Origin of the sequence: Tolumonas lignilytica (assembly GCF_000527035.1) — a bacterium.
Lineage (GTDB): Bacteria > Pseudomonadota > Gammaproteobacteria > Enterobacterales > Aeromonadaceae > Tolumonas > Tolumonas lignilytica.
The window spans coordinates 1,978,913-2,002,805 of the sequence record NZ_AZUK01000001.1; the positions used below are offsets into that span (position 1 = coordinate 1,978,913).

The following is a 23,893-nucleotide window of genomic DNA, read 5'->3' on the forward strand; positions in this document are numbered from 1 at the left end:
GCCTGGCGGCGATAGCGCGATGGAACCACCTGTACCCATTCCGAACACAGAAGTGAAACGTTGTAGCGCCGATGGTAGTGTGGCATTCGCCATGTGAGAGTAGGACACTGCCAGGCTTCTAAATTAGACGAAAGTCAAGATGAGTAAAAACAAGAACCCCGCTAATGCGGGGTTTTTTTGTTTTGGTGCAAAATTTTTATACTACTATATTTTAAGCTCAGCACTCAGCTTTGGTTGCTTTTCGTGGCGATCTAAGTAAAATTGCGCGGCTTATTCTAAGCTGGGGCTCGTATTAGGTTGTGAGCCTTGTTCAATCAAAGTTAATGAGGACGATATGGTAACCATTCGTTTACAACGTGGCGGCGCGAAAAAGCGTCCTTTCTACCAAGTGGTAGTTGCCGATGCACGCTTCGCGCGTGATGGTCGCTTTATTGAGCGTGTTGGTTTCTTTAACCCACTGGCTGCTGGCCAGGCTGAGAAAGTAAATCTGGACCTGGAACGTATCCAACATTGGGTAGGTCAGGGTGCATCTCTGTCTGATCGTGTAGCTAAACTGGTTAAAGACGCTTCTAAAGCGGCTTAATTGCGATCCGGTAGGTGGGAGTCAGCGTGGATAGCTCTATCGTTGTGGGTCGTCTTGGTGCCGTTTATGGCATCAAAGGTTGGCTGAAGGTCAACTCTTTCACCGATAATCCAGAAAGCATTTTTGAATACACTCCTTGGATGCTTAAGCACAAAGGAGAGTGGCGTGAAATTCAACTGACCGGTTGGAAACGTCACAATAATGGTCTGATCTGTAAACTTAATGGTGTTGACACTCGAGAGGATGCGCAAGCACTGACCGGTGTTGATATCGCTGTTTCTTCTGATCAGTTACCAGCTTTGCCGAAAGGTGAATACTACTGGCGTGATCTTATTGGTTGTGCAGTAGTTACTACTAAAGGTTATCAACTTGGGACTGTTTCTGAACTCATGGAAACAGGATCAAATGACGTATTAGTTGTTGAAGCTAATTTGAATGATGCTTTTAGTATGAAAGAACGTTTGATTCCTTTCATTGATGAACAAGTGATTAAGCATATTGATATCACTGCGCGTCTGATTGAAGTCGATTGGGATCCGGGATTCTGATCCCGAGATTTGTTTTCGTGCGGAGGTAGTATGTGGATCGGGGTGATTAGCCTCTTCCCGGACATGTTCCGTGCTATTACGGATTTTGGGGTAACTGGTCGGGCGGTTAAACGAGGCTTATTGGATATCCAATGCTGGAATCCTCGTGATTTTGCTCATGATAGACATCGAACCGTGGATGATCGCCCCTATGGCGGCGGTCCCGGTATGTTGATGATGGTGCAACCGCTTCGAGATGCGATTCATGCGGCCAAAAAAGCTGCTGGTGATGATGTGAAAGTGATTTATCTTTCACCTCAGGGTAAAAAGTTAACGCAATCAGGGGTCGTTGAGCTTGCTCAATGTAGAAAGCTGATTTTAGTCGCTGGTCGGTATGAAGGTATCGATGAGCGAGTGATTCAGTCAGATATTGATGAAGAGTGGTCTGTTGGTGATTATGTGTTAAGTGGCGGTGAATTACCGGCAATGACCTTAATTGACGCGGTTTCTCGTCTTGTGCCTGGTGTTCTGGGTGATATGGCGAGTGCTGAACAAGACTCTTTCACTGATGGTCTGCTTGATTGTCCTCATTATACTCGTCCAGAAGATCTGGATGGTGTAGGGGTTCCTGATGTGTTACTAAGTGGTAATCATGAACATATTCGTCGTTGGCGTTTAAAGCAGTCGCTGGGACGTACGTGGCAAAGAAGACCGGAATTACTTAATAACCTAGCTCTGACTGACGAGCAAGCCAAATTGCTTGCCGAGTATGTTCAGGAGCTTTGATACTGAACAGCAGTAGAGTTTTCAGTTTATCCTAGGTAGGAAAGACAATGAGTAACATTATTAAACAACTGGAACAGGAACAATTACGTACTGATATCCCTGCATTTGCTCAGGGCGATACAGTTCGTGTACAGGTTCGTGTTATTGAAGGTGGCAAAGAGCGTCTGCAGGCGTTTGAAGGCATTGTTATCGCTAAGCGTAACCGTGGTCTGCATTCTTCTTTCACTGTACGTAAGATTTCTAACGGTGAAGGTGTGGAACGTGTATTCCAGACCCATAGCCCGCTGATCGCAAGCGTAGAACTGAAGCGTCGTGGTGATGTTCGCCGTGCTAAACTGTACTACCTGCGTAATCTGTCAGGCAAGGCTGCTCGTATCAAAGAGAAGCTCAACTGATAAACGTAAAAAAGCCTACTTCGGTAGGCTTTTTTATTGCCATCAATTAAATTTTTATTGAGGTAGTACGGTCAGTACTGAGTTTTCGCCACCATATGGGTTGCTGCAATATGCATCAGCCTGCGCTTCGTTCTCAAATTTTTCTGAGCCGTCTGGTAATACAAAACGATAGCGATATTGGTAACTATCCTTTTCGTTAGTTGGAAGGTTGATAGTGGTTTTAAATAATCCACTTTTCAGCTTTTTCAGTTCTACAGGTTCCCACCCGGCAAACTCTCCAACAACATAAACCTGTGAAGCATTCTCGGTTGCGTCTGCTTTTACTTCAAACGTAACCTGTACCTCAGGCTTAGTTTTTAAAAATTTCTTTGTAACTGCCATGTCAACTCCTTGAGTCTTAACCGTGAACTAGTACCAACACTCTTTTATAAATAATAAGTCATAAAATAACCAGGGATATTGTTATCTGCATAGCTTTATTTAAGTCCATGAAATCTGCATTGTGAGGTTGTATATCGCGACAGACTTCACAGATGAAATTGCAATTGGAGCAGCTGGTGTGTAAAAGCACTGCGTAGATAAAATCCGCGAGGACGAGTTTGAATGAGTGTGCCATCTCGTCCAATGGCCGATGTTTGAGAGCGCCCACTGGCTGCTTTGGGACGTAATTGCAAAATAGTACCGTGACGGGCACTGATAGCTTCTACATTGCCCAAGGCGATCATTTCCATGATTTCCTCCCAGTCTTGCTTCAACAACCGTTCTTGTTCGGCCGTGGGTTGCCATATCCAGGGTGAACCTATCAGACGGGTTCCTGGTGGTTGTTGACGATCACCAATGATGGGTATCCAGAGTACAGTCGAAAGCTTGTGATGAACGTTTGATGTTTCCCATGAAATTTGTTGCTGGTTTAAAAGGGGTGCGGTACAAACGAAGGTACTTTCCAGTGGGGTGCCATTGGGCGCTATAGGTAAAGTTTTAAGCTCAACACCGAGTTCAGGAAAATCTTGCTGTGGCTTACTACCAGCAGAGGCACCTAGTGCCAGCTCCAACAATTGGCCTATCCAGCCTTTTTCTCTGCGTAAGGAAGACGGAACTACCAAGTGATATTGTTCTGCCAATTCACTTAGCGTTAATCCTGCAAGCCGATGGGCGGCATCAAGTAATTCCGAAATATTCTGGTGCATGGTACTGCCTGAAGGAGAAGCCTGATCGTCGGCTTATTGTAAGCACATTTTTATTTTGTTGTTGAAATAGAAAAATAATGCCGGTGAAGAATGATTTCATGAAAACCAGCATTCGTTATAGCTCTCACTCTGGGAATGTGTGTTTGCTGATCTGAAGCTAATATGAAAGAATCGGGTTAGTTCAAGTTGTTACATCAGGTGATTGCGTGATTGATGGCGATGGTTTCCGCCCGAATGTAGGTATAGTGATCTGCAATCGCAATGGACAAGTGTTATGGGCTCGTCGCTATGGGCAACATTCCTGGCAGTTTCCTCAGGGTGGTGTGGACGATGGGGAAACACCAGAGCAAGCTATGTTTCGTGAGTTGTACGAGGAAATAGGATTAAAGCAAGACGATGTTACTATTCTCGCAACCAGTCGGAACTGGCTTAAATATCGACTCCCCAAGCGCTTGATCCGTTGGGAAAGCAAACCCGTTTGCATTGGGCAGAAACAAAAATGGTTTTTATTACGATTGGATGCAGCTAAAGAAACCAGCATCCAATTTGGTTGCCATGGTCAACCCGAATTTGATGATTGGCGGTGGGTGAGTTATTGGTATCCCGTTCGGCAGGTAGTGTCTTTTAAACGAGAGGTTTACCGTCGAGTGATGAAGGAATTTGCAGCCATAGCAATGCCTTATACACCACCTGTTGTGAAAAAAGAGCCTCGTCGAAAAGCTTCTCGCTGGTAATCGATACAAGAGAAAGGAGATATATCGTGCTGACAACATTGCGGCAAATCGTGGAAAGTGTAACAGCGGCGCCATCTTTGTTTGATGCGATGCAGACGCTGGTACAACAAACCCGTACTGCTATGCATGTTGATTGTTGCTCGGTCTATATTTCTGAGCCTCAACGGCAACGTTATCGATTAATGGCCACTGATGGTTTGTCTCAGGATGCGGTCGGCAAGGCGATATTACCTTTTAATGAAGGTTTGGTCGGGTTGGTCGGTCGTCGTGAAGAGCTGATCAATCTGGCTGATGCACCAGCACACCCCAGTTTTAAATATCTGCCGGAAGTGGGCGAGGATGAATTTAAAACGTTTCTTGGTGTGCCGATCATGCATCAACGTAACGTATTAGGTGTCTTGGTTGTACAGCAGACGTTGTCACGGCAGTTCACCGAACTGGATGAGTCATTTTTGGTGACCTTAGCAGCACAGTTGGCGGTGAGGATTGCGCATGCTGAGTTGAAAGGATTGATCAGTTCGCCTTCAAATAGTCATCGAGCCGTGCATGGTGTGGGTGTATCGAGCGGTATGGCAATTGCCAAAGCATGGGTTTGGCAACCGAAAATGGATTTGGCTCAAGTTCATTTAAAACACAGCGATGAGCCGGAGCTACAGGTTGAGTTACTTAATCAGGCTGTTTTGCAGGTTCAGATGGACTTGGATTCTCTGGCAATGCGTTTTCAGGATGCCGTGCAGGTCGATTCACAATCTATCTTTGATATTTATCAGCACATTTTGGCTGATCCGAATTTTATTTTTCAGATCGAACAAGAGATCACCACCCATCACTGGAACGCCACCTCAGCGGTGAGACAGGTCAGTGAACGGTTGATTGCCCAGTTTTCAGCAATGAGCGACCCATACCTACGGGAGCGGGCGTTAGATATTCGCGATGTTGCACAGCGGCTGTTGAGCTGCCTCGCTCATAGCCATATGGAGCAGTTCGATTTTAAGGAACCGGTTATTCTGCTGGCTGAGGAAGTGACTGCCACGCTGTTAGCCGAAGTACCAAAGGATCGATTAGCGGGTGTAATCTCCATTCGGGGGGCGGTGAACTCACACGCGGCAATCTTAGCGCGTACCATGAGTGTGCCTGCTGTCATGGGGCTGGAGTTGCCGTTGCAGGAGCTGGATGGTCAGGAATTGATCATTGATGGAGGCAATGGCGATGTGATTATTCAACCAAGCGGTGCGGTGCTGGCTGAATATGAACAGCTCATTCAGCAGGCGAAAGCATTTGATGATTTGGTGGCTCAGGAAGCGCAACTGCCATCTGAAACGCTGGATGGTTGTCCGGTCTCTGTCTTGCTAAATGCCGGATTAAGTCTGGATGTGGATAGCTGCCTGATGGACTGTTCCGATGGTGTCGGTCTTTATCGTACTGAAATCCCGTTTATGCTGCATGATAGTTTTCCTTCTGAACAGGAACAGACAACGCGCTACCGGACGATTTTAGAACAATATAGCGGACGGCAGGTCTGTATGCGGACGCTGGATATCGGCGGGGACAAGCCGTTACCCTATTTTCCTATCAGCGAAGAAAATCCGTTTCTTGGCTGGCGAGGCATTCGAATCACTTTAGACCACCCAGAATTGTTTCTGGCTCAGCTGAAGGCGATGTTACGGGCCAGTGAGCATAATGATAATCTGGCGATTATGTTACCGATGATCTCGTGTGTCAGCGAAATTCAATCGGCACGCCGCTTGTTGGATCAGGCTTGGCTGGAAGTCTCGGATGAACTTCGAGCCAGAGGCAGTTCAATTCGTTATCCTAGCTTAGGGGTGATGATCGAAGTACCTGCGGCGATTTATCTGTTACCTGATTTAGCGCCGTATGTTGATTTTTGGTCGGTGGGAACCAATGACCTGACTCAGTATCTCTTGGCGGTGGACCGAAATAATGCTCGGGTTGCAGACATGTACGATGGGTTGCATCCTGCTGTTCTTCGGGCATTACAGCAAATTGTTCAGATTGCCAATCAGCAGGCCAAACCGGTCTCTGTGTGTGGTGAATTAGCGGGCGATCCAATCGGTGTGTTGATTCTGTTGGCCATGGGGTACCATCGGTTCAGCATGAATTTAAATAACATCGCCAAAATCAAATACCTGTTACGCCGGGTAAAGACTGATGCGTTGGCCCCGTTGCTTTCGCAAGCCCTGCAGATGCATGATTCTTCGCAAATCCGAAAGGTGTTTTCTGGGTATCTGGAGTCTTTAGGCTTACAGGGCGGATTTATTAGCAAGAAAGTAGAACAATAAATAACAAGGTGAGTACGTGAAATACTCACCTTGTTATGCTGTGTCATTTATACGGAAAAGGGATATTTAATGGCGTCGTGGTGCTGATAGCCGACGACATTAAAGTCATCCAGCGTTACCCAGGTTTCCAGATCTTTGAGAGTTTTTATCTCTGGGTTAATTTCGAGTTTTGGTGATGGGAATGGGGTTCGTTGCAGCTGAACATCCCGCATCAACGCGACCTGATCTTCATACATATGTGCATTCACGATCTTGTGATAAGCCAGCCCTGGTTTTTTCCCTGTAATTTGCGCTACCAGTGCCAGTAATGTAAATACTTGAATCTGATTGAAATTAAGCCCTAATGGAACATCGCAGGAGCGCTGATAGCTGGTCAGATAGAGCGTGTCGTTTAATAACGAAAAGGTATGTGTATGCATGCATGGGCGTAAACACCCCAGCTCAAACTCTCCAGGATTATAAAACGTCAGGATTTCACCGCGATCATCAATCCCTTTTGAGAGATGGCTAATAATTTTGGCCAGCTGATCCAATTCATTACCATTGTGTTGTCGCCAATGACGACCCTGAACGCCGTAAACACGTCCCATGTCATCATGACCTTTCCGCGCAGGATTATTTAGCCAGGCTTCATTTTCATTGGCATTGGCATCCCACGATTTAGTGCCCAGAGCCCGAAAATCGGCGGCATTATCGTATCCCCGGATGTAACCCAACAGTTCTGCTATCGCCGCTTTCCAGAAGCTTTTACGTGTCGTAATGATCGGAAATTGATTGTTTTGTACATCGTAGACTAAATCGGCATTGATTACGGTCAGGCAGCGTTTGTTCGTTCTTTCATTCTCGATCCATACACCATCATCAATAATGCGCTGGCAGAGGTCTAAATATTGTTTCATGCGATATCCTGATATTTCCTGTCGGAGAACATACTCGTGCTATTTTGCGATCCCTGCCTTCGTAATGCACGATCGAATTGTTTTCATCTTGTTTTGCTCGGTAATACCGATGGTTTTGGCGATTTTAAGTGATTTTTTCTGATAAAAGAGAGATTGTATACTGGCGTAACTGATTTCAGGGAGCTGCACTATGGTTTATTTAGTGAAACGATTTTTGCAGATGGAAGCAGCAAGTGGAATTATATTGTTTGTTTCTGCCTTAGCTGCATTGTTATGCGCCAACTCATCATGGTCTGAGATATATCATTCTTTTCTCTCCATTCCGATACGTGTGCAAGTGAGTAGTCTGGATGTGCATAAGCCATTGTTGCTGTGGATCAATGATGGATTGATGGCGATCTTCTTTCTGCTGGTTGGCATGGAAATCAAACGTGAAATGCTGGATGGCGCGCTATCGACAGTCCGTCAGGCGAGCTTGCCTTTGATTGCTGCCGTAGGCGGAATGGTCGTTCCGGCTATCTTGTTTGTCGTTGTTATCGGCGATCATTCGCAATTTATGTCTGGCTGGGCGATCCCCATGGCGACAGATATTGCCTTTGCCTTAGGGGTGCTGGCCTTGTTAAGCGGTCGGCTCCCATTTTCACTGAAGATATTCTTGTTAGCTCTGGCCATCATTGACGATCTGGGGGCTGTGCTGGTCATCGCGTTATTTTATACCGCCAAATTGCACACGCTACCATTGTTGATTGCCGCAGGATTAAGCCTGTTGCTGTTTATTTTGAATCGTTGCCGCGTCATGCGCCTGACGCCATATCTGCTGGTGGGGACACTATTATGGTTTGCGGTATTAAAATCCGGTATTCATGCCACCATTGCCGGTGTGGTCTTGGGGTTGGCGATACCCCATATTAGAAATATGACAACCACGCCACTGCTTCAATTGGAACATCAACTTCATCCCTGGAGCAGTTATTTTATTTTGCCTCTTTTTGCGTTTGCTAATGCCGGATTACCGCTGTCGGGTTTGTCTTGGCAGGATCTGGGTTCTGGGTTGCCATTGGCGATCACGCTCGGACTCTTTCTTGGTAAACCTTTCGGGGTATTACTGGCGTGCTGGCTCGCGATTAAAAGCAGGCTTGCGGTGTTACCGGACGGCGTGAGCTGGTTCCATCTTGGTGGGCTTTCCGTGTTATGTGGTATCGGTTTTACCATGTCGATGTTCATTGGCGGCTTAGCGTTCGGAACCTCCAGTGATGCGTTTGCCGCGTCCCGGCTGGGGATCTTGAGTGGTTCATTCTTTGCCGCTGTTTTCGGCTACTTCTTGTTAAGCCGTTCGAGCCATGTCCATCACAGTCAGGAGTCGGAACATGTTTCATCTTAATTATAATCACCTCTATTATTTCTGGATGACACAGAAAAAAGGTTCCGTCACCCAGGCTGCCGAGGCTCTTTATCTGACTCCTCAAACGATCACCGGGCAGATCCGTCAGCTAGAGGATCGGCTCGGGGGGCGATTATTTAAGCGTAAGGGCCGGAATATCGAAGCGACAGAATTGGGACAATTAGTTTTTCGTTATGCGGACAAGATGTTTTCGCTTTCTTATGAAATGCTCGAAGTCGTGACATTCCAAAAAGAAAATGAAAGTTCATTCAATGTGGGTATTGCGGATGTCCTATCTAAACGCATTGCGTCCAAAGTATTGCTAACGGCATTACCAGAGGATGGCTCAGTCCATTTGCGTTGTCTGGAGTCGACGCATGAAATGCTCCTGATCCAGTTACGTGAACACAAATTAGATGTCATTCTTTCCGACTGTCCGCTCGATTCCGCGGAGCATCCGGGGTTGCTTTCTAAAAAACTGGGGGAATGCGGTGTGAGCTTTTTTTGTCAGGCACCGTTACCGACAAAACCATTTCCTGAGTGTTTGATGGAAAGAAAATTGCTGATCCCCGCGAAACGCACAGCTATGGGACGACAACTGACGCGTTGGTTTGATGAACAGGGTTTGGTGCCGCAAATTTTTGGCGAATTTGACGATGCTGCATTGATGAAAGCATTTGGTTTGTTCAATCAGGGGATCTTTGTTGCACCCACCCTTTATCAGGAAGAATTTCTGGATGGATTGTCCGTTTCGTTGGTCGGGCAGACCGATGCATTGAAAGAAGAATATTATGCTATTTTCGCAGAGCGAATGATTCAACATCCTGCCGTCAAACGACTTTGTGAAAGCGATTTTTCCGCACTGTTTGCTGGAGCGGTATGATAATGGCTATTCCTATTTATTCTCATTCGCAAAATTACTGCTATCATGACGCGTTTTAAGGCACGGAGGAAAAGATAATGACCATCGAAGAAATGGAACTTAGCGCCGATCACGCGGTATCGCTACTGAAGGCGATGGCCAACCGGCACCGGCTGATCATTCTGTGCTGTTTACAAGGGGGAGAGCTGTCGGTTGGTGAGTTGAACCAGAAAATTGGTCTTAGCCAATCTGCATTATCTCAACACTTGGCTATATTGCGGCGTGATGTGTTGGTAAAAACCCGCAAGGAGGCTCAGACGGTATACTATTCTCTGAGCAGCAATGAGGTTGAGGCGATCATCTCTACATTGCATAGTTTATATTGCGCACCGTAATGACAATCATATCCGTGTAGAAACAAAAAACCGGCCGAAGCCGGTTTTTTTGTCTGAACGGAACGTCAGCAAATTACTGCATTGCAACGATCTGAGCAGACAGGCGAGACTTATGACGAGCAGCCTTGTTCTTGTGGATCAGGCCTTTGGTCGCCATGCGATCCAGAATTGGCTGTGCAGCCGCGAAAGCAGCCTGAGCAGCAGCTTTGTCACCAGATGCGATCGCTGCAACAACTTTCTTAATGAAAGTACGGGTCATAGAACGACGGCTGGCGTTGTGCTTGCGGGCTTTCTCTGCCTGGATAGCGCGCTTCTTAGCAGATTTAATGTTAGCCAAGGTAAAACTCCTGAAAAAACGGTCTTAGCGAGTGTGCTGAAAAGGTCGAGAAATATGCCTTCTCAACCCGATGATGTCAATCAATTTTGTGCAAATAACCACCGTACTCTTGTAGCCACCCAGAGCGCAGATAGTTAAACTGTCGGCCGATTTTAGCAGGAATCTGGCTGCTGTACAGTTTTCGAGGTCTATCTTGAGCAAGAAGTTAATAAAATCTGGTCTGATGGTGACAACGGCCACCTTTGCATCGCGTATTTTGGGATTGGTGCGGGATATTGCGATTGCCCATTTGTTGGGGGCGGGTATTGCGTCAGATGTGTTTTTCTTTGCCAATCGCATTCCCAACTATCTGCGGCGCTTGTTTGCCGATGGTGCATTTAACCAGGCATTTGTCCCTGTGATGACGGAATACAGGGAGATGGGGGACAAAACAGCCGTGAGAGAATTACTGAGTGCCGCATCAGGGACACTTGGATTAATTATTACGATTGTGACTGTGTTGGGCGTTTTAGGTTCGACAGTTTTATCTGCATTGTTTGGCTGGGGTTGGTTTATGGCCTGGTGGCACAATGAACCGGGTGCAGAAAAGTTTGAATTGGCCAGTCTGTTATTAAAAATTACCTTTCCCTATTTATGGTTTGTGACCTTTACGGCCATGTCAGGAGCGGTACTTAACACTTATGGTCGTTTTGGGGTTTCATCCTTTACCCCAACTTTCCTGAATGTATCGTTAATTGCGACGGCCTGGTGGATTGCGCCACATACGGGAAAACCTGAAATTGCGCTGGCAGTGGGTACGTTTGTTGGTGGTTTCATTCAGTTGATTTATCAGATCCCCTATCTTTATAAAATGCGTTTTTTGGTGAAACCCAAATGGGCATGGCATCATCCGGGGGTCACGAAAATTCGTTCGTTGATGTTACCGGCGATTTTTGGTGTCTCAGTCAGCCAAATCAACCTGATGTTCAATACCATGCTGGCCTCTTTTTTGGCCACGGGGTCGATCAGTTACCTTTATTATTCCGATCGCCTGCTGGAATTTCCGCTGGGTATGTTTGCTGTTGCGATCAGTACGGTCATTTTGCCGTCACTGGCTAAACGTCATGTTGATGCCGATCCATTACGTTTCTCGCAAACAATGGATTGGGGAGTGCGGATGGTCTTATTTTTAGGGCTACCCGCCATGGTTGGTATTATGGTGTTACGGGAACCCATTTTACGTGTGCTGTTTATGCGTGGGGAGTTTGGTGCACATGAGGTTCAGATGGCGGGTGGTAGTTTGCTCGCGTCGACGTCCGGTCTGTTATCGTTGATGCTGGCCCGCGTGCTGGCCCCGGGTTTTCATGCCCGACAGGATACGAAAACCCCGGTCCGTTATGGTATGCATTCGATGGCAGCCAACATGATATTTAATGCGATCCTGATATATCCGCTGGGGTATATTGGTTTGGCCTTATCGACCGCCTTATCCGGCACGGTGAATGCGATATCTTTGTTCCAAGGGCTCTATCGCCGACAAATTTATCGTCCGGGAAAAGAGACCGTTATCTTTCTCATCCGATTGGCGATGGCGACATTATTGATGGGGGGAGTGCTGGTTTGGTTATGTGCGCCGTTATCAAGCTGGACGGCCTGGTCTCAATGGCGTTCGGTTTTGGAATTGAGCAAGCTGATCGGCATTGCTTTAGTGGCCTACGGTTTGGGGATGGGATTGGTTGGCTTACGTCCTCGCCATTTCAAAACTGTGACAGAGGGCTGATCCGGCAAGGCGTTCAGTATATAATCCAGCAGTTTTGCAGTGTAACAGGGCTCCGTATCTATGGAATTGATCCGCGGTATTCATAATATCCATCCTGAACATGCAGGTTGTGTTCTGACTATTGGTAATTTTGATGGTGTACATTGCGGACATCAGGCGGTATTGCGTCGCCTGCAAGAACAAGCAAAAGTGCTGGGCTTACCCTCTTGTGTGATGGTCTTTGAGCCACAACCGCTGGAGTTTTTTGCTCCGGATAGAGCTCCGGCCCGACTCAGCCGCCTGCGTGATAAATATGATGCGATTGCGGCATTGGGTATTGATCGCTTGTTATGTGTTAAATTTGACCAAACCTTTGCGGAACTGAGTGCGACGGCGTTCATTGAGGACATCTTGGTGAAAAAGCTGTCTGTCCGGTTTCTCGTGATTGGCGATGATTTCCGATTTGGCCTGCAGCGCAGTGGTGATTTTTCGCTATTGGTGGAAGCCGGTAAACGGTATGGTTTTCAGGTGCTCAGTACCGATACGTTACTGCATGAACAACAACGGGTCAGTAGCACACTGTTACGCGAAGCATTAAAAGACGGCCGTTTGGCTGATGTGGAGCGCATGCTCGGTCATCCGTATTGCATCACCGGGCGTGTTGCACATGGTGCAAAACTGGGAAGAACCATTGGTTTTCCAACAGCGAACATTCATCTGAAAAGGCTGGTGGTGCCAATTCAGGGCGTGTATGCCGTTCAGATCGTGATTGCGGACAACACGTATTTCGGTGTGGCCAATATCGGCTTTCGTCCGACAGTCAACGGAACGCGTTCGCAATTAGAAGTACATATTTTTGATTTTCAAGATGATTTGTATGGTAAACAGTTACAAATCCGGGTATGCCATAAATTGCGGGATGAACAGAAATTTTCTTCATTTACCGCGCTACAAACACAGATAACAGCGGATGCTCGATATGCCAGACAGTGGTTTGGTTTGTCGGATACCGCTGTTGCACCTGATGGAATTTAGGACTGATGAGCGACTATAAACATACTTTGAACCTGCCGGAAACTGCGTTTCCGATGCGTGGCGATCTGGCTAAACGTGAGCCAGAAATGCTGAAAAACTGGTACAAGCAAGATTTGTACGGTGCAATCCGCAAAGCCAAAGCAGGTAAGAAACCCTTTATTCTGCACGATGGCCCACCGTACGCTAACGGCAGTATTCATATCGGTCACTCTGTTAACAAGATCCTGAAAGATATTATTATTAAATCCAAAGGGTTATCTGGTTTTGATTCACCTTATATCCCAGGTTGGGATTGCCATGGTCTGCCAATTGAGCTGAAAGTTGAAGGCATGGTGGGCAAACCTGGTGAAAAAGTGACGGCGGCGCAATTTCGCGAAGAGTGCCGTAAATACGCCAAAACACAGGTTGAAGCGCAGAAAACCGATTTTATCCGCCTGGGTGTGTTAGGTGATTGGGAACACCCGTACCTGACCATGGATTTCAATACCGAAGCCAACATTATCCGTTCGCTGGGCAAGATCATTGCCAATGGTCATCTGCACAAGGGTTCTAAACCGGTGCATTGGTGTACCGATTGTGGTTCGGCTCTAGCTGAAGCGGAAGTGGAATATTACGATAAAAAATCGCTTGCCATTGATGTGCGTTTCCGTGCAGAGGATGAAGCACTGGTCGCCAGTAAGTTCGGTGCTGCGGGTGAAGGTCCGTTATCGGTGGTGATCTGGACGACCACGCCATGGACATTGCCAGCTAACCGGGGTGTTGCTTTGCACCCTGAACTGGAGTATGTCTTGGTGCAGGTGAACGGCGAACAAACGGAACGCCTGGTTCTGGGCGCCGCCCTGTACGAATCAGTATTGGCGCGTGCCAAGATCACTGATTTCACCATTCTGGGTCGTTGTGTGGGGGCGGATCTGGAATTGTTGCGTTTCTGTCATCCATTTTATGATTTCACTGTGCCAGTCGTGCTGGGTGATCATGTCACCACCGATTCTGGTACGGGTGCGGTGCACACCGCTCCGGGTCATGGTCAGGAAGACTTTGTGGTCGGTAACAAATATGGTCTGGAAGTCGCCAATCCGGTTGCCGGAAATGGTACCTATCTGGCCGATACACCACTGTTTGCCGGTCAGCACGTCTTCAAAGCCAACGACAAGGTGGTGGACGTGTTGCGTGAGCATGGGGCTCTGTTGCACCACGAAGCCTATTTGCACTCCTATCCGCATTGCTGGCGTCATAAAACGCCGATCATCTTCCGTGCAACACCACAATGGTTCGTCAGCATGGAACAGGCGGGTCTGCGTCAGAAAGCATTGTCAGAAATCAAAGGGGTTCGCTGGATCCCGGAATGGGGCCAGAACCGTATTGAGGCGATGGTTGAGAACCGTCCTGACTGGTGTATCTCGCGCCAGCGTACTTGGGGGGTGCCGATTGCGTTGTTTGTGCATAAAGAAACACAGGCATTGCATCCTCGTGCACTGGAGCTGATGGAAGAGGTTGCTAAGCGAGTAGAGGCGAAAGGCATTCAGGCATGGTGGGATCTGGAACCGGCTGAATTGCTGGGGGCGGAAGCTGCTGATTATGAAAAAGTGCCAGATACGCTGGATGTTTGGTTTGACTCTGGTTCAACTCATGCCTCCGTCGTGGATGTTCGTCCTGAGTTCCAAGGGAATGCCGCGGACATGTATCTCGAAGGTTCAGATCAGCATCGAGGCTGGTTCATGTCATCGCTGATGATCGGTGTCGCCATGAAACATCAGGCACCTTATCGTCAGGTGTTGACACACGGTTTCACCGTGGATGGTCATGGCCGCAAGATGTCTAAATCGCTGGGTAACGTGGTCAGTCCGCAGGATGTGATGAACAAACTGGGTGCCGATATCCTGCGCCTGTGGGTGGCCTCAACAGATTACACCGGCGAAATGACGGTGTCTGATGAAATCCTGAAACGTTCGGCAGATGCGTATCGACGTATCCGCAATACGGCGCGTTTCTTCCTCGCAAACCTGAACGGTTTTAGTCCTGAAACGGATATGGTGGCACCAGAACAGATGGTGGTACTGGATCGTTGGGCGGTAGGCCGGGCTCAGGCTGTACAAGAAGAGATCATTGCTGCGTACGAAAATTATGATTTCCATATTGTGACCCAGAAGCTGATGCAATTCTGCTCGGTCGAAATGGGCTCGTTCTATCTGGACATCATTAAAGACCGTCAGTACACCGCGAAAGCGGACAGTATTGCTCGCCGTTCTTGCCAGACCGCGCTGTTCCATATTGTGGAAGCGATGGTACGTTGGATGGCGCCAATCATGAGTTTCACTGCGGAAGAAATCTGGCAGTTGTTGCCGGGTCAGCGTGACCAGTTTGTCATGACGGGGGAATGGTACACCGGTCTGTTTGGTCTACAGCAAGGCGAAGCTCTGGATGACGCATTCTGGGCTGAGTTGTTAGCCGTTCGTGCCGAAGTGAACAAGGCTCTGGAAGTGGCTCGTAATGACAAATTGATCGGCAGTTCATTACAAGCTGAAGTGACCTTGTTTGCGAATGCAGATTTAGCGGCGAAATTACGTTTGCTAAACGATGAACTTCGTTTCGTATTGCTGACCTCAAAAGCCGTGGTACAGGATGCCGACGCGCAACCAGAAAATACACAGCCTACCGATGTGGCTGGGTTGTGGTTACAGGTTGCAGTCAGCAGTGCCACGAAATGTGAGCGTTGCTGGCATCATGTCGATGATGTGGGAGCACATGATGGTCATGGTGATATTTGTGGTCGTTGTGTTATCAACGTAGCCGGAGCAGGCGAAATTCGCCAGTTTGCATGATGAAATTACTCACCGGAACAGGGCTCCGCTGGCTATGGCTGGCGGTAGTCACGATAGTGCTGGATCAACTGGCAAAGCATTTCATTATGCAACATATCCCTTATGGACACGGCGTGATCATGACGCCGTTTTTTAATCTGGTCCATGTTTATAACACCGGTGCGGCTTTCAGTTTTCTGGCTAACGCCGAAGGCTGGCAACGCTGGTTGTTTAGTGGATTGGCGGTGGCTATTTCCGGGCTTCTCGTAATTGCCTTGGCAAAAGCGCCGGCAAAATGTTCCTTGTCCAACCTGGCTTACAGTCTGGTGATCGGCGGGGCGATCGGTAACTTGGTTGACCGTATGCTTTATGGTCATGTTGTCGATTTTCTGGATTTCCACTGGCATGAGCTTTATCACTTTGCCGCGTTCAATGTTGCCGATATGGCAATCAGTTGCGGTGCCGCGTTGATTATTCTGGATGGTTTTATTAAGAAGCCTGCGAATAAGTAACGTGCTGTTAACATCTGCGATATGATATAAGCCGGTATTCATACCGGCTTTGTTTTAAATGGCTCGGAGGGGCATCATGAAAATTCTGTTAGCAAATCCACGCGGTTTTTGTGCCGGCGTTGATAGAGCGATCACCATTGTCAAAAATGCCCTGCATAAATTTGGCGCCCCCATTTATGTTCGCCATGAAGTGGTTCATAACAAATATGTCGTGGATGAACTGAAGGCGATGGGAGCCATCTTTGTGGATGAGCTGGATGAGATTCCAGATGGCAATACCGTCATTTTTTCTGCTCATGGCGTTTCCAAACGCGTGCGTGATGAAGCAAAAAATCGTGGATTACAAGTGTTTGATGCAACTTGCCCATTAGTGACCAAAGTGCATATGGAAGTTCATCGCGCCAGCCGTAAAGGACAGGAAGTAGTGCTGATTGGGCATAAGGGACATCCCGAGGTTGAAGGTACCTTGGGTCAGTATGATGCCTCGGGAGTCGGCATGTATCTGGTTGAAGATGCATCTCAGGTTGATGCACTGCCAATCCAACACCCTGACAATGTGAGTTTTGTTACGCAAACGACACTCAGTGTGGACGAAACCCGAGACGTGATTGATTCATTAAAACAGCATTATCCCGCGATTCAGGGGCCCCGCAAAGATGACATCTGCTATGCCACGCAGAACCGACAGGATGCTGTCCGGGCATTGGCACCCAGAGTTGATGTCATGCTGGTGGTCGGTTCACGGAATTCATCCAACTCCAACCGATTACGTGAACTGGCTGAACGATTAGGTCCCCGCGCTTATTTGCTGGATGATGCATCGCAACTGCAGGATGAATGGTTTGTGAATGCTAACACTGTAGGCGTCACTGCCGGTGCGTCAGCCCCTGAGGTGTTGGTGCAAAGTGTCATTGATCGCTTATATCAGCTGGGTGGCAGTGATCTGGAACAGATGGATGGCGTGCTGGAAGATACCGTATTTGAAGTACCTATGGAATTGCGATAAACAAACGTCATAATTTTAAGCAAAAAACATATCCCATCGGTACTCATGCGAAGTGATTATTATTTACAGGTTAGTTTAAACACTTTCGCGTGAGTACCTGTTCATTTAAATTTGTTCCGGCTCTCATTGTTCTCAAATAACCCTACAAAAATCATACTTATCCCTTGAATACAGTGGTTTGTTATGTAAACTTCTGTGCCGTTTTGTATAAAAAAGCATCGTAATAGTAATACACAGAGCACTAGCTTTTACGATATAAAATAAAAAGTAGAGGGATAAATGAATAATAAAAATAAAGGCGTAACGCTCATTGAGCTTATGCTTGCGGTTGCTATTGTTGGCATATTAGCCGCCATTGCCTACCCCAGCTATTCCCGTTATGTATTAAGTTCCCATCGAACAGAAGCGCAAGCAGCATTGACCCGAATTGCGAATCTGGAAGAACGATATTTCATGGACGCTAACAGTTACGGGACACTTCAAGACCTTCACCTGACAGCCACTTCTGCTGCAATCTACACCACCGACAATGGCTACTATCAGGTCAGCATCACCCCGAGTAGTGCCACCTATACGCTGACGGCAACAGCAACAGGAAACCAAGTGGGGGATACGGACTGTCAAACCTTCACTCTGACTCAGGATGGTTTAAAAACCAGCTCTTCTGCAGCAGCCAGCATTTGCTGGCACTAATCACAGGATAATCAAGCATGAACCTGACTCAAGGAAGTGCGAACGATCAGGCTGGATTTACGTTGCTGGAGGTTTTGGTGACGGCCGTTATTCTCTCTGTCAGCTTATTGGGTCTGATTGCATTACAAGGGATCGCTAAGTTTTCATCTTATGAAGCAAGGCAACGAACACTGGCAGTTTATGCAGCTTCCGATATTGTTGAGCGGCTTCGTATCAACAAAACCCCTTGGATTGATCAGCATTTAAATTCAAGCGGTGCCTCGTGGGCTGTGTCTGTCGGGAAGGATCAGACTGTGCAGACAAAACCCACCTGTATTAATGACAACGGTATCACCACGGCTAGCTGCAGTTATGCGGATTTGGTCAACAATGATTTGTACAGTTGGCAGCAGTTGCTAAGTAATGCGGCTTCCAATGCCAGTTCAACGTTAATCGATCCCGTCGGCTGTCTGAGTTTATCTCGAATTAATTCACAGAGTGCCGCCACCGCCACGATTGTTATTAGCTGGCAGGATAGAGAATCAATACGGGATGCAGCCGAAACCACAGGGCAAACCTGTGGTACGGCCGATGCCAAACATCGCCAGTTCGTGTTGAGTACCACGCTATGAAAAAACAAACAGGTTTCACATTGCTGGAATGGATGATCGCGCTCACGATCGGATTGTTTTTGCTCGCTGGTATGATGTCGTTATATTCAGCTTCACACGAAACAACAAATGATTCCTTAGATAGTGGCGAATTGCAGGAAAATGGCCGGATTGCCATGAATTTGCTCATGCGTGATCTGCACATGGCCGATTTCTGGGGCGATTATACAGGCTCCGTGTTATCCGCAGCCTCAGGCGCCAATATCACGCTCAGTAGCGCGGCCTCTAATCTATCAGCGGCAAACGACTGTCTTGATGATCGAAACGCCGGCAGTTTTCCTGTCGGAAGCAACAATCTGCGCCCCGTCTGGACCGTGCACGTCAATCATTCTGGAAGTAAAGGGACGGTATTAGGTTGTATCAGTAATACTGCCGTTTTATCGCCAGATTCAGACATCATTAATATAAAACGGTTAAGAGGTGAAGATGCCTCAAATCTGACACTGGATAATGATCATTTTTATATGGCCACCACGGTACATGCCGGTTATTTCTTTAAGGGGAATGAAACGGCTCCAACCGCGGCCAACATGCCGAATCGACGGATATGGGAATATTTAAATCATCTCTATTTCATTCGCGTTACCGATAATATTCCGGAACTACATATGACCTATCTACTGGGTTCAATGACCGACTCTGCCTTGGTGCAAGGCGTTGAAAAAATGCGTCTACTATTTATGGTTGATACGACTTTTCAACCAGATGGCATCGTTGATCAATATATCACGCCTGAAAATATTACCCAGCAAGAATGGGATGAAGGCCGGGTGTTGGGTGTCAGGTTATTTCTATTAGTTCGCTCACTGCAACCAAGCCCGCTATATACCAATACCAATACCTATCAGTTAGGCGATATTTCTTATACCCCCACAACGGATGATCATTTCCGGCGTTTATTACTGCAGTCCACGGTGAAATTTAATAACGGAGGATTGTATATCCAATGAAAAAATATTCAGCTGATCGCGGCATGGTATTAATTGTCGCGTTGATTTTATTACTACCGCTGACTCTGATTTCAGTATCTGTTATGCAGTGGGCCCGGGAGGATTTAAAAATGACCGGTGCAGCTTCTGGGCGCAGTGCAATGGAACAACAACAGGAAGGGACAGTGCAGAATATTTTAATTCTCAACTCCCTGGCCAGTACGATTGCAGGAATGCAAACCGGTGTTTCTGCCAGTGTGACAACAGGTGGCTCGACCGTACCGTTGACGCTCGTGGTGGATACTAATTGCAAACATAAATTAAGGGGCTACAGCACTAATCTGGCCGAATCTTGTCGTTATGTGGATGCCAATTTAAGCCAGACCTTCGACAAAGGTGGTATGGGGCAATTGCAAACGACAATTGGCATAGAGCAGCGTCTGCTAACCACCACAAATTAAAATAAAGCAGGGATGTGAGATGAAAAAAATAATAAGCATAATACTGTGGGGTCTGCTATTTGCCGGAATTATGCAGAGTTATACGGCACAGGCAGATGATACGGAACTGTATGTTTTGAATGTCGCACAGGCGAATGGTATCCGTCCAAAAATACTAGTGATTCTGGATAACTCTGGCAGTATGAAAGATACCAATACGGTTACGCCTTATTTTTCCTACAATGCTAATACTAATTATATTCCGACGGTATTAGATGAGGCTACTTACAGAAAACATGCTTTTTTAACTGATTCTTCGACTACCTATCCATCTATCAGTAATTCATATTATTTAAATAACTGTAATGCCTCGTATGCTTCTGGTTTCCTATATGATGTATTCAAGCAGTACTATGTTCCGCAATCAACAGACCAATGTATTTCATACTCGAGAAGAACAGGGGCGTGCAGACAATATCAGACTATTGACACATGGGGTACTCCTGGTAATGGCAGTGGTGCTATAGATTGTGCCTCAGATGTGTCAGCGTTGAGTTTAACTAATCCTGGTAGCGATGATGTAGGTTATCCAGTCGATGATGGCGCGACTGGTTATGCATCATCTGGGGCTGCGAGTAGCCAATTTGGTTCTGGTTCTTATTATTTGTATACCGAAAATTATTTGTATTATCGAACAAAATTAGTATCGGCCAAGCAGGCAGTCAAAGATATTATCAATTCTACTTATGATGCCAGTTCAAGTAAAACAAATATGGATTTTGGATTGGAGATCTTCAATGTCAACACTGTTGATACAACGGGATATGACAGGAATGGCAATTATTACATAAATAATAATGGTGGCCGAATAATAAAAAATATAGCGCAATTAGATCAAACAACAAAAAGCACTTTTTTTAGTACCCTAGACAGTTTGGATGCAACGACAAATACTCCCTTGGCTGAATCTATGTGGGAGGCCTATCGCTATTTATCCGGTGGTCATTCTGGATTATCGGATAGTAATGCTAATGACTATGGTTTAAATACAGATACGGGATTACCAGCCAAAGATCTTGCGGCTTTTACGTCTACCACATCAGGTATTTATCAATCTCCATTACTGAGTGACTGCGCTGATCATGCATATATCATTCTGGTAACCGACGGCGATCCAACCAGTGATACCAATGCTGATTCGGCAATCAAGACTTTGACCGGAAAAAATAGTTCCGAATATGGCAACGGCAGCTATTTGCCCTATCTGGCAGAGTGGATGAATAAAAACGACATTCTGGATGGGCAAAGTGGCCGAGCAAATAAAACCGGTAAGCAATATGTGACGACCTATACGGTCAGTTTTGGGAATGACATATCTGCAAATGGCAAAGCCATACTGCAAGCTGCTGCGACAAAGGGTGGTGGTACTTATTACGATGCCAGCAGTGCCGGTTCATTGTCCAGCGCATTAAACAATATCATTAAAGATATAGCTAAACGTCAGTTCACTATGACCGCGCCGTCAACTGCGGGTAGTAATACTGACCGGACGCAATATCTCGATAGTCTCTATATCACCGGTTTTGTGCCTGCCAGCGGTCCATTTTGGGGTGGAAATCTTAAAAAACTGAAATATACGGCCAATGGCATAGAAGATAAAAACAATCATTTGGCCTTTGATAGCAATGGTCGCTTGCTGGCGACGGCTCAAACCTATTGGTCAACAGCGGTGGATGGGGATGCCGTTGCCAAAGGCGGTGTGCAGGAAATGCTCGCCGATCAAACGACAGCAAGAACGATCTATACCAATACCTCGGCACCCGCATTAACACCGCTGACCCGTAGCAATCTGAATACAATTACAGGAAATGACGATGCTACGCTAAAAAGTGCACTGGGGTTGGCCAGTAGTGCTACCAGCACGGGTTCGCCGAATGATGTCGATACCATGATTAGCTGGATTCAGGGTGTGAACACCGATAGCACCGCAACGCCTAAACCGAATCGGGATACCATCATTGGCGACATGATGCACAGCCACCCACGAGTGATTAATTATGGTGCCAGTTCCGGTGATCCGGATCTGCGCATCGTCGTCGGCACGAACAGTGGTTTTCTGCATATGTTTAAAGATAACGGCGATACAGTGGCAGAGAGCTGGGCGTTTATCCCGTATCCACTGTTAAAGATGCAATCGGTATTAAAAACCAATAGTGCTGCTTTGAATCATGTCAACGGCATTGATGGTTCACCGGTTTCCTATATCGTCGACAAAAACAACGATGGCCGGATTTCCAGTGCGACACCAGGGGATAAAGCCTGGATATTTGTCGGCCAACGCCAGGGTGGTCGCAGTTATTATGCACTGGATGTCACCAATCCTGATGCGCCGACGCTGAAATGGATCATTACAGGCGGTGCTGGTGGCACTACCGGATTTAGTCGCTTGGGCCAAACATGGTCAACGCCCCAAGTGACTAAAATTCCGGGCTATACCGATACGGATGGCAAAAGTAAACCCGTTGTTGTTTTTGCGGGTGGCTATGATGTCAATAAAGATGCCTCCACGATTGGTACCGATGATTCTATGGGCAATGCAATTTATTTTGTGGATGCTGACACCGGAGCTCTGATTTTATCCGTATCCCCAGATGCTGCTTCTGCAACTAATCTGAGTAAAAGTTCAATGGTCGATAGCATCCCCAGTGATGTGACTTTGCTGGATAGCGATGGTGATGGCATTACCGATCGTCTGTATGTCGGTGATACTGGGGGCAATGTCTGGCGTATGGATATGTCGGGCACGGATCGCAGCAAATGGTCGATTTTCAAACTGGCCAGTCTGGGTAGCGATGATACGCAAACGGCTGATCGGCGTTTCTTTGGTGCGCCATTGGTGGTGCGCAGTATTAACCCGAAAGTCACTGCTATGGCTGACGGTACCTATAAATACACGCAGGAACCATACGATGCGGTGTTGCTCGGTAGTGGCAATCGCAATCACCCGGCATCAGATAAAACTACCGTTAATGCTTATTTTATGATCCGGGATATGCATACGGCGGTGTATGGTGCCAATGACACCAAACCCGCGGATGCCTCTGCTGTCGTCATTACTGATTTGTACGATATCACCGGAAATAAAATCGGCCAGATTGCGAGTAGCGGGCCAACTTCAGCACAGCTGACGGAAATTGCCAAACTGACGTCACAAAAGAAAGGCTGGGTTTATTGGATCTCCGGTACGGGTGAAAAAGTGTTTGGTTCAGGTTTTGTATCTAATGGTACCCTTTATTTTACCTCATTCATCCCGGAAGCTTCGGCCGATGCGAATGCCAATCAGTGTTCGCTGGGGAGTTCCATTGGCAGTACCCGTCTGTACGCTGTCGATATGACGTATGGATATTATACTGGGTTGACCGCTTATATCAGCGCGAATGATTTGTTAACTGAAGATTTGAGTTATATCGTGGATAGTAATGGCAATATTCTCGGATTGGGATTCCCCGGCGCAGTTAAGGTTTCTGGTGCGGATGCAAATGGAGTACAACAATGTCAGGATGGGCAACCATGCATGCAATTATGCACCGGGGATTGTTCGGGAACCTTCGGGCCGGTAGGGTCTATTTTACCGGAAATGGAATATCAATACGTTCATGAACCGAAATAGTTATGTAGATGATGTCTGCAATGTAGGCATCTT

General features: G+C 47.0%; 23 protein-coding genes and 1 rRNA gene. 20 read left to right on the top strand and 4 right to left on the bottom strand.

Annotated features, from left to right (window positions below):
• Window position 1 precedes the first annotated feature (1 nt).
• From rrf to rplS, 5 genes are all read left to right on the top strand, one after another.
• Window positions 2–116 (top strand): 5S ribosomal RNA (gene rrf / locus H027_RS0109295).
• A 218-nt stretch (window positions 117–334) separates the two neighbouring features.
• Entirely contained in the window at window positions 335–583 is a 249-nt protein-coding gene (gene rpsP, locus H027_RS0109300) for a 30S ribosomal protein S16 (protein ID WP_015880007.1), read from the top strand.
• A 26-nt stretch (window positions 584–609) separates the two neighbouring features.
• Window positions 610–1,131, top strand: a complete 522-nt coding sequence (rimM, locus tag H027_RS0109305; protein WP_024872182.1) for a ribosome maturation factor RimM — start codon at window positions 610–612, stop codon at window positions 1,129–1,131.
• 30 nt (window positions 1,132–1,161) lie between these two features.
• Window positions 1,162–1,896, top strand: a complete 735-nt coding sequence (gene trmD / locus H027_RS0109310; RefSeq protein WP_024872183.1) for a tRNA (guanosine(37)-N1)-methyltransferase TrmD — start codon at window positions 1,162–1,164, stop codon at window positions 1,894–1,896.
• A gap of 47 nt (window positions 1,897–1,943) precedes the next feature.
• Window positions 1,944–2,291 carry a 50S ribosomal protein L19 gene (gene rplS / locus H027_RS0109315; protein WP_024872184.1) on the top strand — a complete coding sequence of 116 codons (348 nt, stop codon included), beginning with the start codon at window positions 1,944–1,946 and terminating at the stop codon, window positions 2,289–2,291.
• Between the two features lie 54 nt (window positions 2,292–2,345).
• Here the strand turns inward: rplS and H027_RS0109320 are convergent, their stop codons facing one another.
• Window positions 2,346–2,672, bottom strand: coding sequence for an isoamylase early set domain-containing protein (locus H027_RS0109320; protein WP_024872185.1), 327 nt, complete (start codon window positions 2,670–2,672; stop codon window positions 2,346–2,348).
• A 146-nt stretch (window positions 2,673–2,818) separates the two neighbouring features.
• Complete coding sequence (mutH, locus tag H027_RS0109325; RefSeq protein ID WP_024872186.1) at window positions 2,819–3,478, bottom strand: DNA mismatch repair endonuclease MutH; 660 nt, start codon at window positions 3,476–3,478, stop codon at window positions 2,819–2,821.
• Between the two features lie 206 nt (window positions 3,479–3,684).
• On the opposite strand from mutH, the gene rppH reads away from it, so the two are divergent.
• Entirely contained in the window at window positions 3,685–4,212 is a 528-nt protein-coding gene (gene rppH, locus H027_RS0109330; protein ID WP_024872187.1) for an RNA pyrophosphohydrolase, read from the top strand.
• Window positions 4,213–4,238: 26 nt separating this feature from the next.
• Window positions 4,239–6,512: a phosphoenolpyruvate--protein phosphotransferase gene (gene ptsP / locus H027_RS0109335; RefSeq protein WP_024872188.1), complete on the top strand. Its 2,274-nt coding sequence runs from the start codon at window positions 4,239–4,241 to the stop codon at window positions 6,510–6,512.
• A 47-nt stretch (window positions 6,513–6,559) separates the two neighbouring features.
• Here ptsP and H027_RS0109340 read toward each other — a convergent pair whose 3' ends face one another.
• Window positions 6,560–7,411, bottom strand: a complete 852-nt coding sequence (locus tag H027_RS0109340) for a thymidylate synthase (protein WP_024872189.1) — start codon at window positions 7,409–7,411, stop codon at window positions 6,560–6,562.
• Window positions 7,412–7,601: 190 nt separating this feature from the next.
• Here H027_RS0109340 and nhaA point away from each other — a divergent pair, with 190 nt between their 5' ends.
• From nhaA to H027_RS0109355, 3 genes are all read left to right on the top strand, one after another.
• Window positions 7,602–8,792 carry a Na+/H+ antiporter NhaA gene (gene nhaA / locus H027_RS0109345; protein ID WP_024872190.1) on the top strand — a complete coding sequence of 397 codons (1,191 nt, stop codon included), beginning with the start codon at window positions 7,602–7,604 and terminating at the stop codon, window positions 8,790–8,792.
• Complete coding sequence (gene nhaR / locus H027_RS0109350) at window positions 8,779–9,675, top strand: transcriptional activator NhaR (protein WP_024872191.1); 897 nt, start codon at window positions 8,779–8,781, stop codon at window positions 9,673–9,675. Before nhaA ends, nhaR begins: the two co-directional genes overlap by 14 nt.
• Window positions 9,676–9,752: 77 nt before the next feature.
• Window positions 9,753–10,049 (top strand): ArsR/SmtB family transcription factor, encoded by a 297-nt coding sequence (locus tag H027_RS0109355; RefSeq protein ID WP_024872192.1) that lies wholly within the window; start codon window positions 9,753–9,755, stop codon window positions 10,047–10,049.
• Between the two features lie 73 nt (window positions 10,050–10,122).
• Here the strand turns inward: H027_RS0109355 and rpsT are convergent, their stop codons facing one another.
• Complete coding sequence (gene rpsT / locus H027_RS0109360; RefSeq protein WP_024872193.1) at window positions 10,123–10,386, bottom strand: 30S ribosomal protein S20; 264 nt, start codon at window positions 10,384–10,386, stop codon at window positions 10,123–10,125.
• 193 nt (window positions 10,387–10,579) lie between these two features.
• Here rpsT and murJ point away from each other — a divergent pair, with 193 nt between their 5' ends.
• The 10 genes from murJ (at window position 10,580) to H027_RS17705 (ending at window position 23,860) form a co-directional block, all read left to right on the top strand.
• Window positions 10,580–12,145 carry a murein biosynthesis integral membrane protein MurJ gene (gene murJ / locus H027_RS0109365; RefSeq protein WP_024872194.1) on the top strand — a complete coding sequence of 522 codons (1,566 nt, stop codon included), beginning with the start codon at window positions 10,580–10,582 and terminating at the stop codon, window positions 12,143–12,145.
• A gap of 60 nt (window positions 12,146–12,205) precedes the next feature.
• On the top strand, window positions 12,206–13,159 hold the full coding sequence (gene ribF / locus H027_RS0109370; RefSeq protein ID WP_024872195.1) for a bifunctional riboflavin kinase/FAD synthetase: 954 nt from the start codon (window positions 12,206–12,208) through the stop codon (window positions 13,157–13,159).
• Between the two features lie 5 nt (window positions 13,160–13,164).
• Entirely contained in the window at window positions 13,165–15,981 is a 2,817-nt protein-coding gene (gene ileS, locus H027_RS0109375; RefSeq protein ID WP_024872196.1) for an isoleucine--tRNA ligase, read from the top strand.
• Window positions 15,978–16,472: a signal peptidase II gene (lspA, locus tag H027_RS0109380; protein WP_024872197.1), complete on the top strand. Its 495-nt coding sequence runs from the start codon at window positions 15,978–15,980 to the stop codon at window positions 16,470–16,472. Before ileS ends, lspA begins: the two co-directional genes overlap by 4 nt.
• A gap of 76 nt (window positions 16,473–16,548) precedes the next feature.
• Window positions 16,549–17,478 carry a 4-hydroxy-3-methylbut-2-enyl diphosphate reductase gene (gene ispH, locus H027_RS0109385; protein ID WP_024872198.1) on the top strand — a complete coding sequence of 310 codons (930 nt, stop codon included), beginning with the start codon at window positions 16,549–16,551 and terminating at the stop codon, window positions 17,476–17,478.
• 279 nt (window positions 17,479–17,757) lie between these two features.
• Complete coding sequence (locus H027_RS0109390; protein WP_024872199.1) at window positions 17,758–18,171, top strand: type IV pilin protein; 414 nt, start codon at window positions 17,758–17,760, stop codon at window positions 18,169–18,171.
• 17 nt (window positions 18,172–18,188) lie between these two features.
• Window positions 18,189–18,782 carry a type IV pilus modification protein PilV gene (gene pilV, locus H027_RS0109395; RefSeq protein ID WP_024872200.1) on the top strand — a complete coding sequence of 198 codons (594 nt, stop codon included), beginning with the start codon at window positions 18,189–18,191 and terminating at the stop codon, window positions 18,780–18,782.
• Window positions 18,779–19,771, top strand: a complete 993-nt coding sequence (locus tag H027_RS0109400; protein WP_024872201.1) for a PilW family protein — start codon at window positions 18,779–18,781, stop codon at window positions 19,769–19,771. The genes pilV and H027_RS0109400 overlap by 4 nt, the downstream gene beginning before the upstream one ends.
• Window positions 19,768–20,211: a PilX N-terminal domain-containing pilus assembly protein gene (locus H027_RS0109405; protein ID WP_024872202.1), complete on the top strand. Its 444-nt coding sequence runs from the start codon at window positions 19,768–19,770 to the stop codon at window positions 20,209–20,211. Before H027_RS0109400 ends, H027_RS0109405 begins: the two co-directional genes overlap by 4 nt.
• 19 nt (window positions 20,212–20,230) lie before the next feature.
• Entirely contained in the window at window positions 20,231–23,860 is a 3,630-nt protein-coding gene (locus tag H027_RS17705) for a pilus assembly protein (RefSeq protein ID WP_081741450.1), read from the top strand.
• Window positions 23,861–23,893 lie beyond the last annotated feature (33 nt).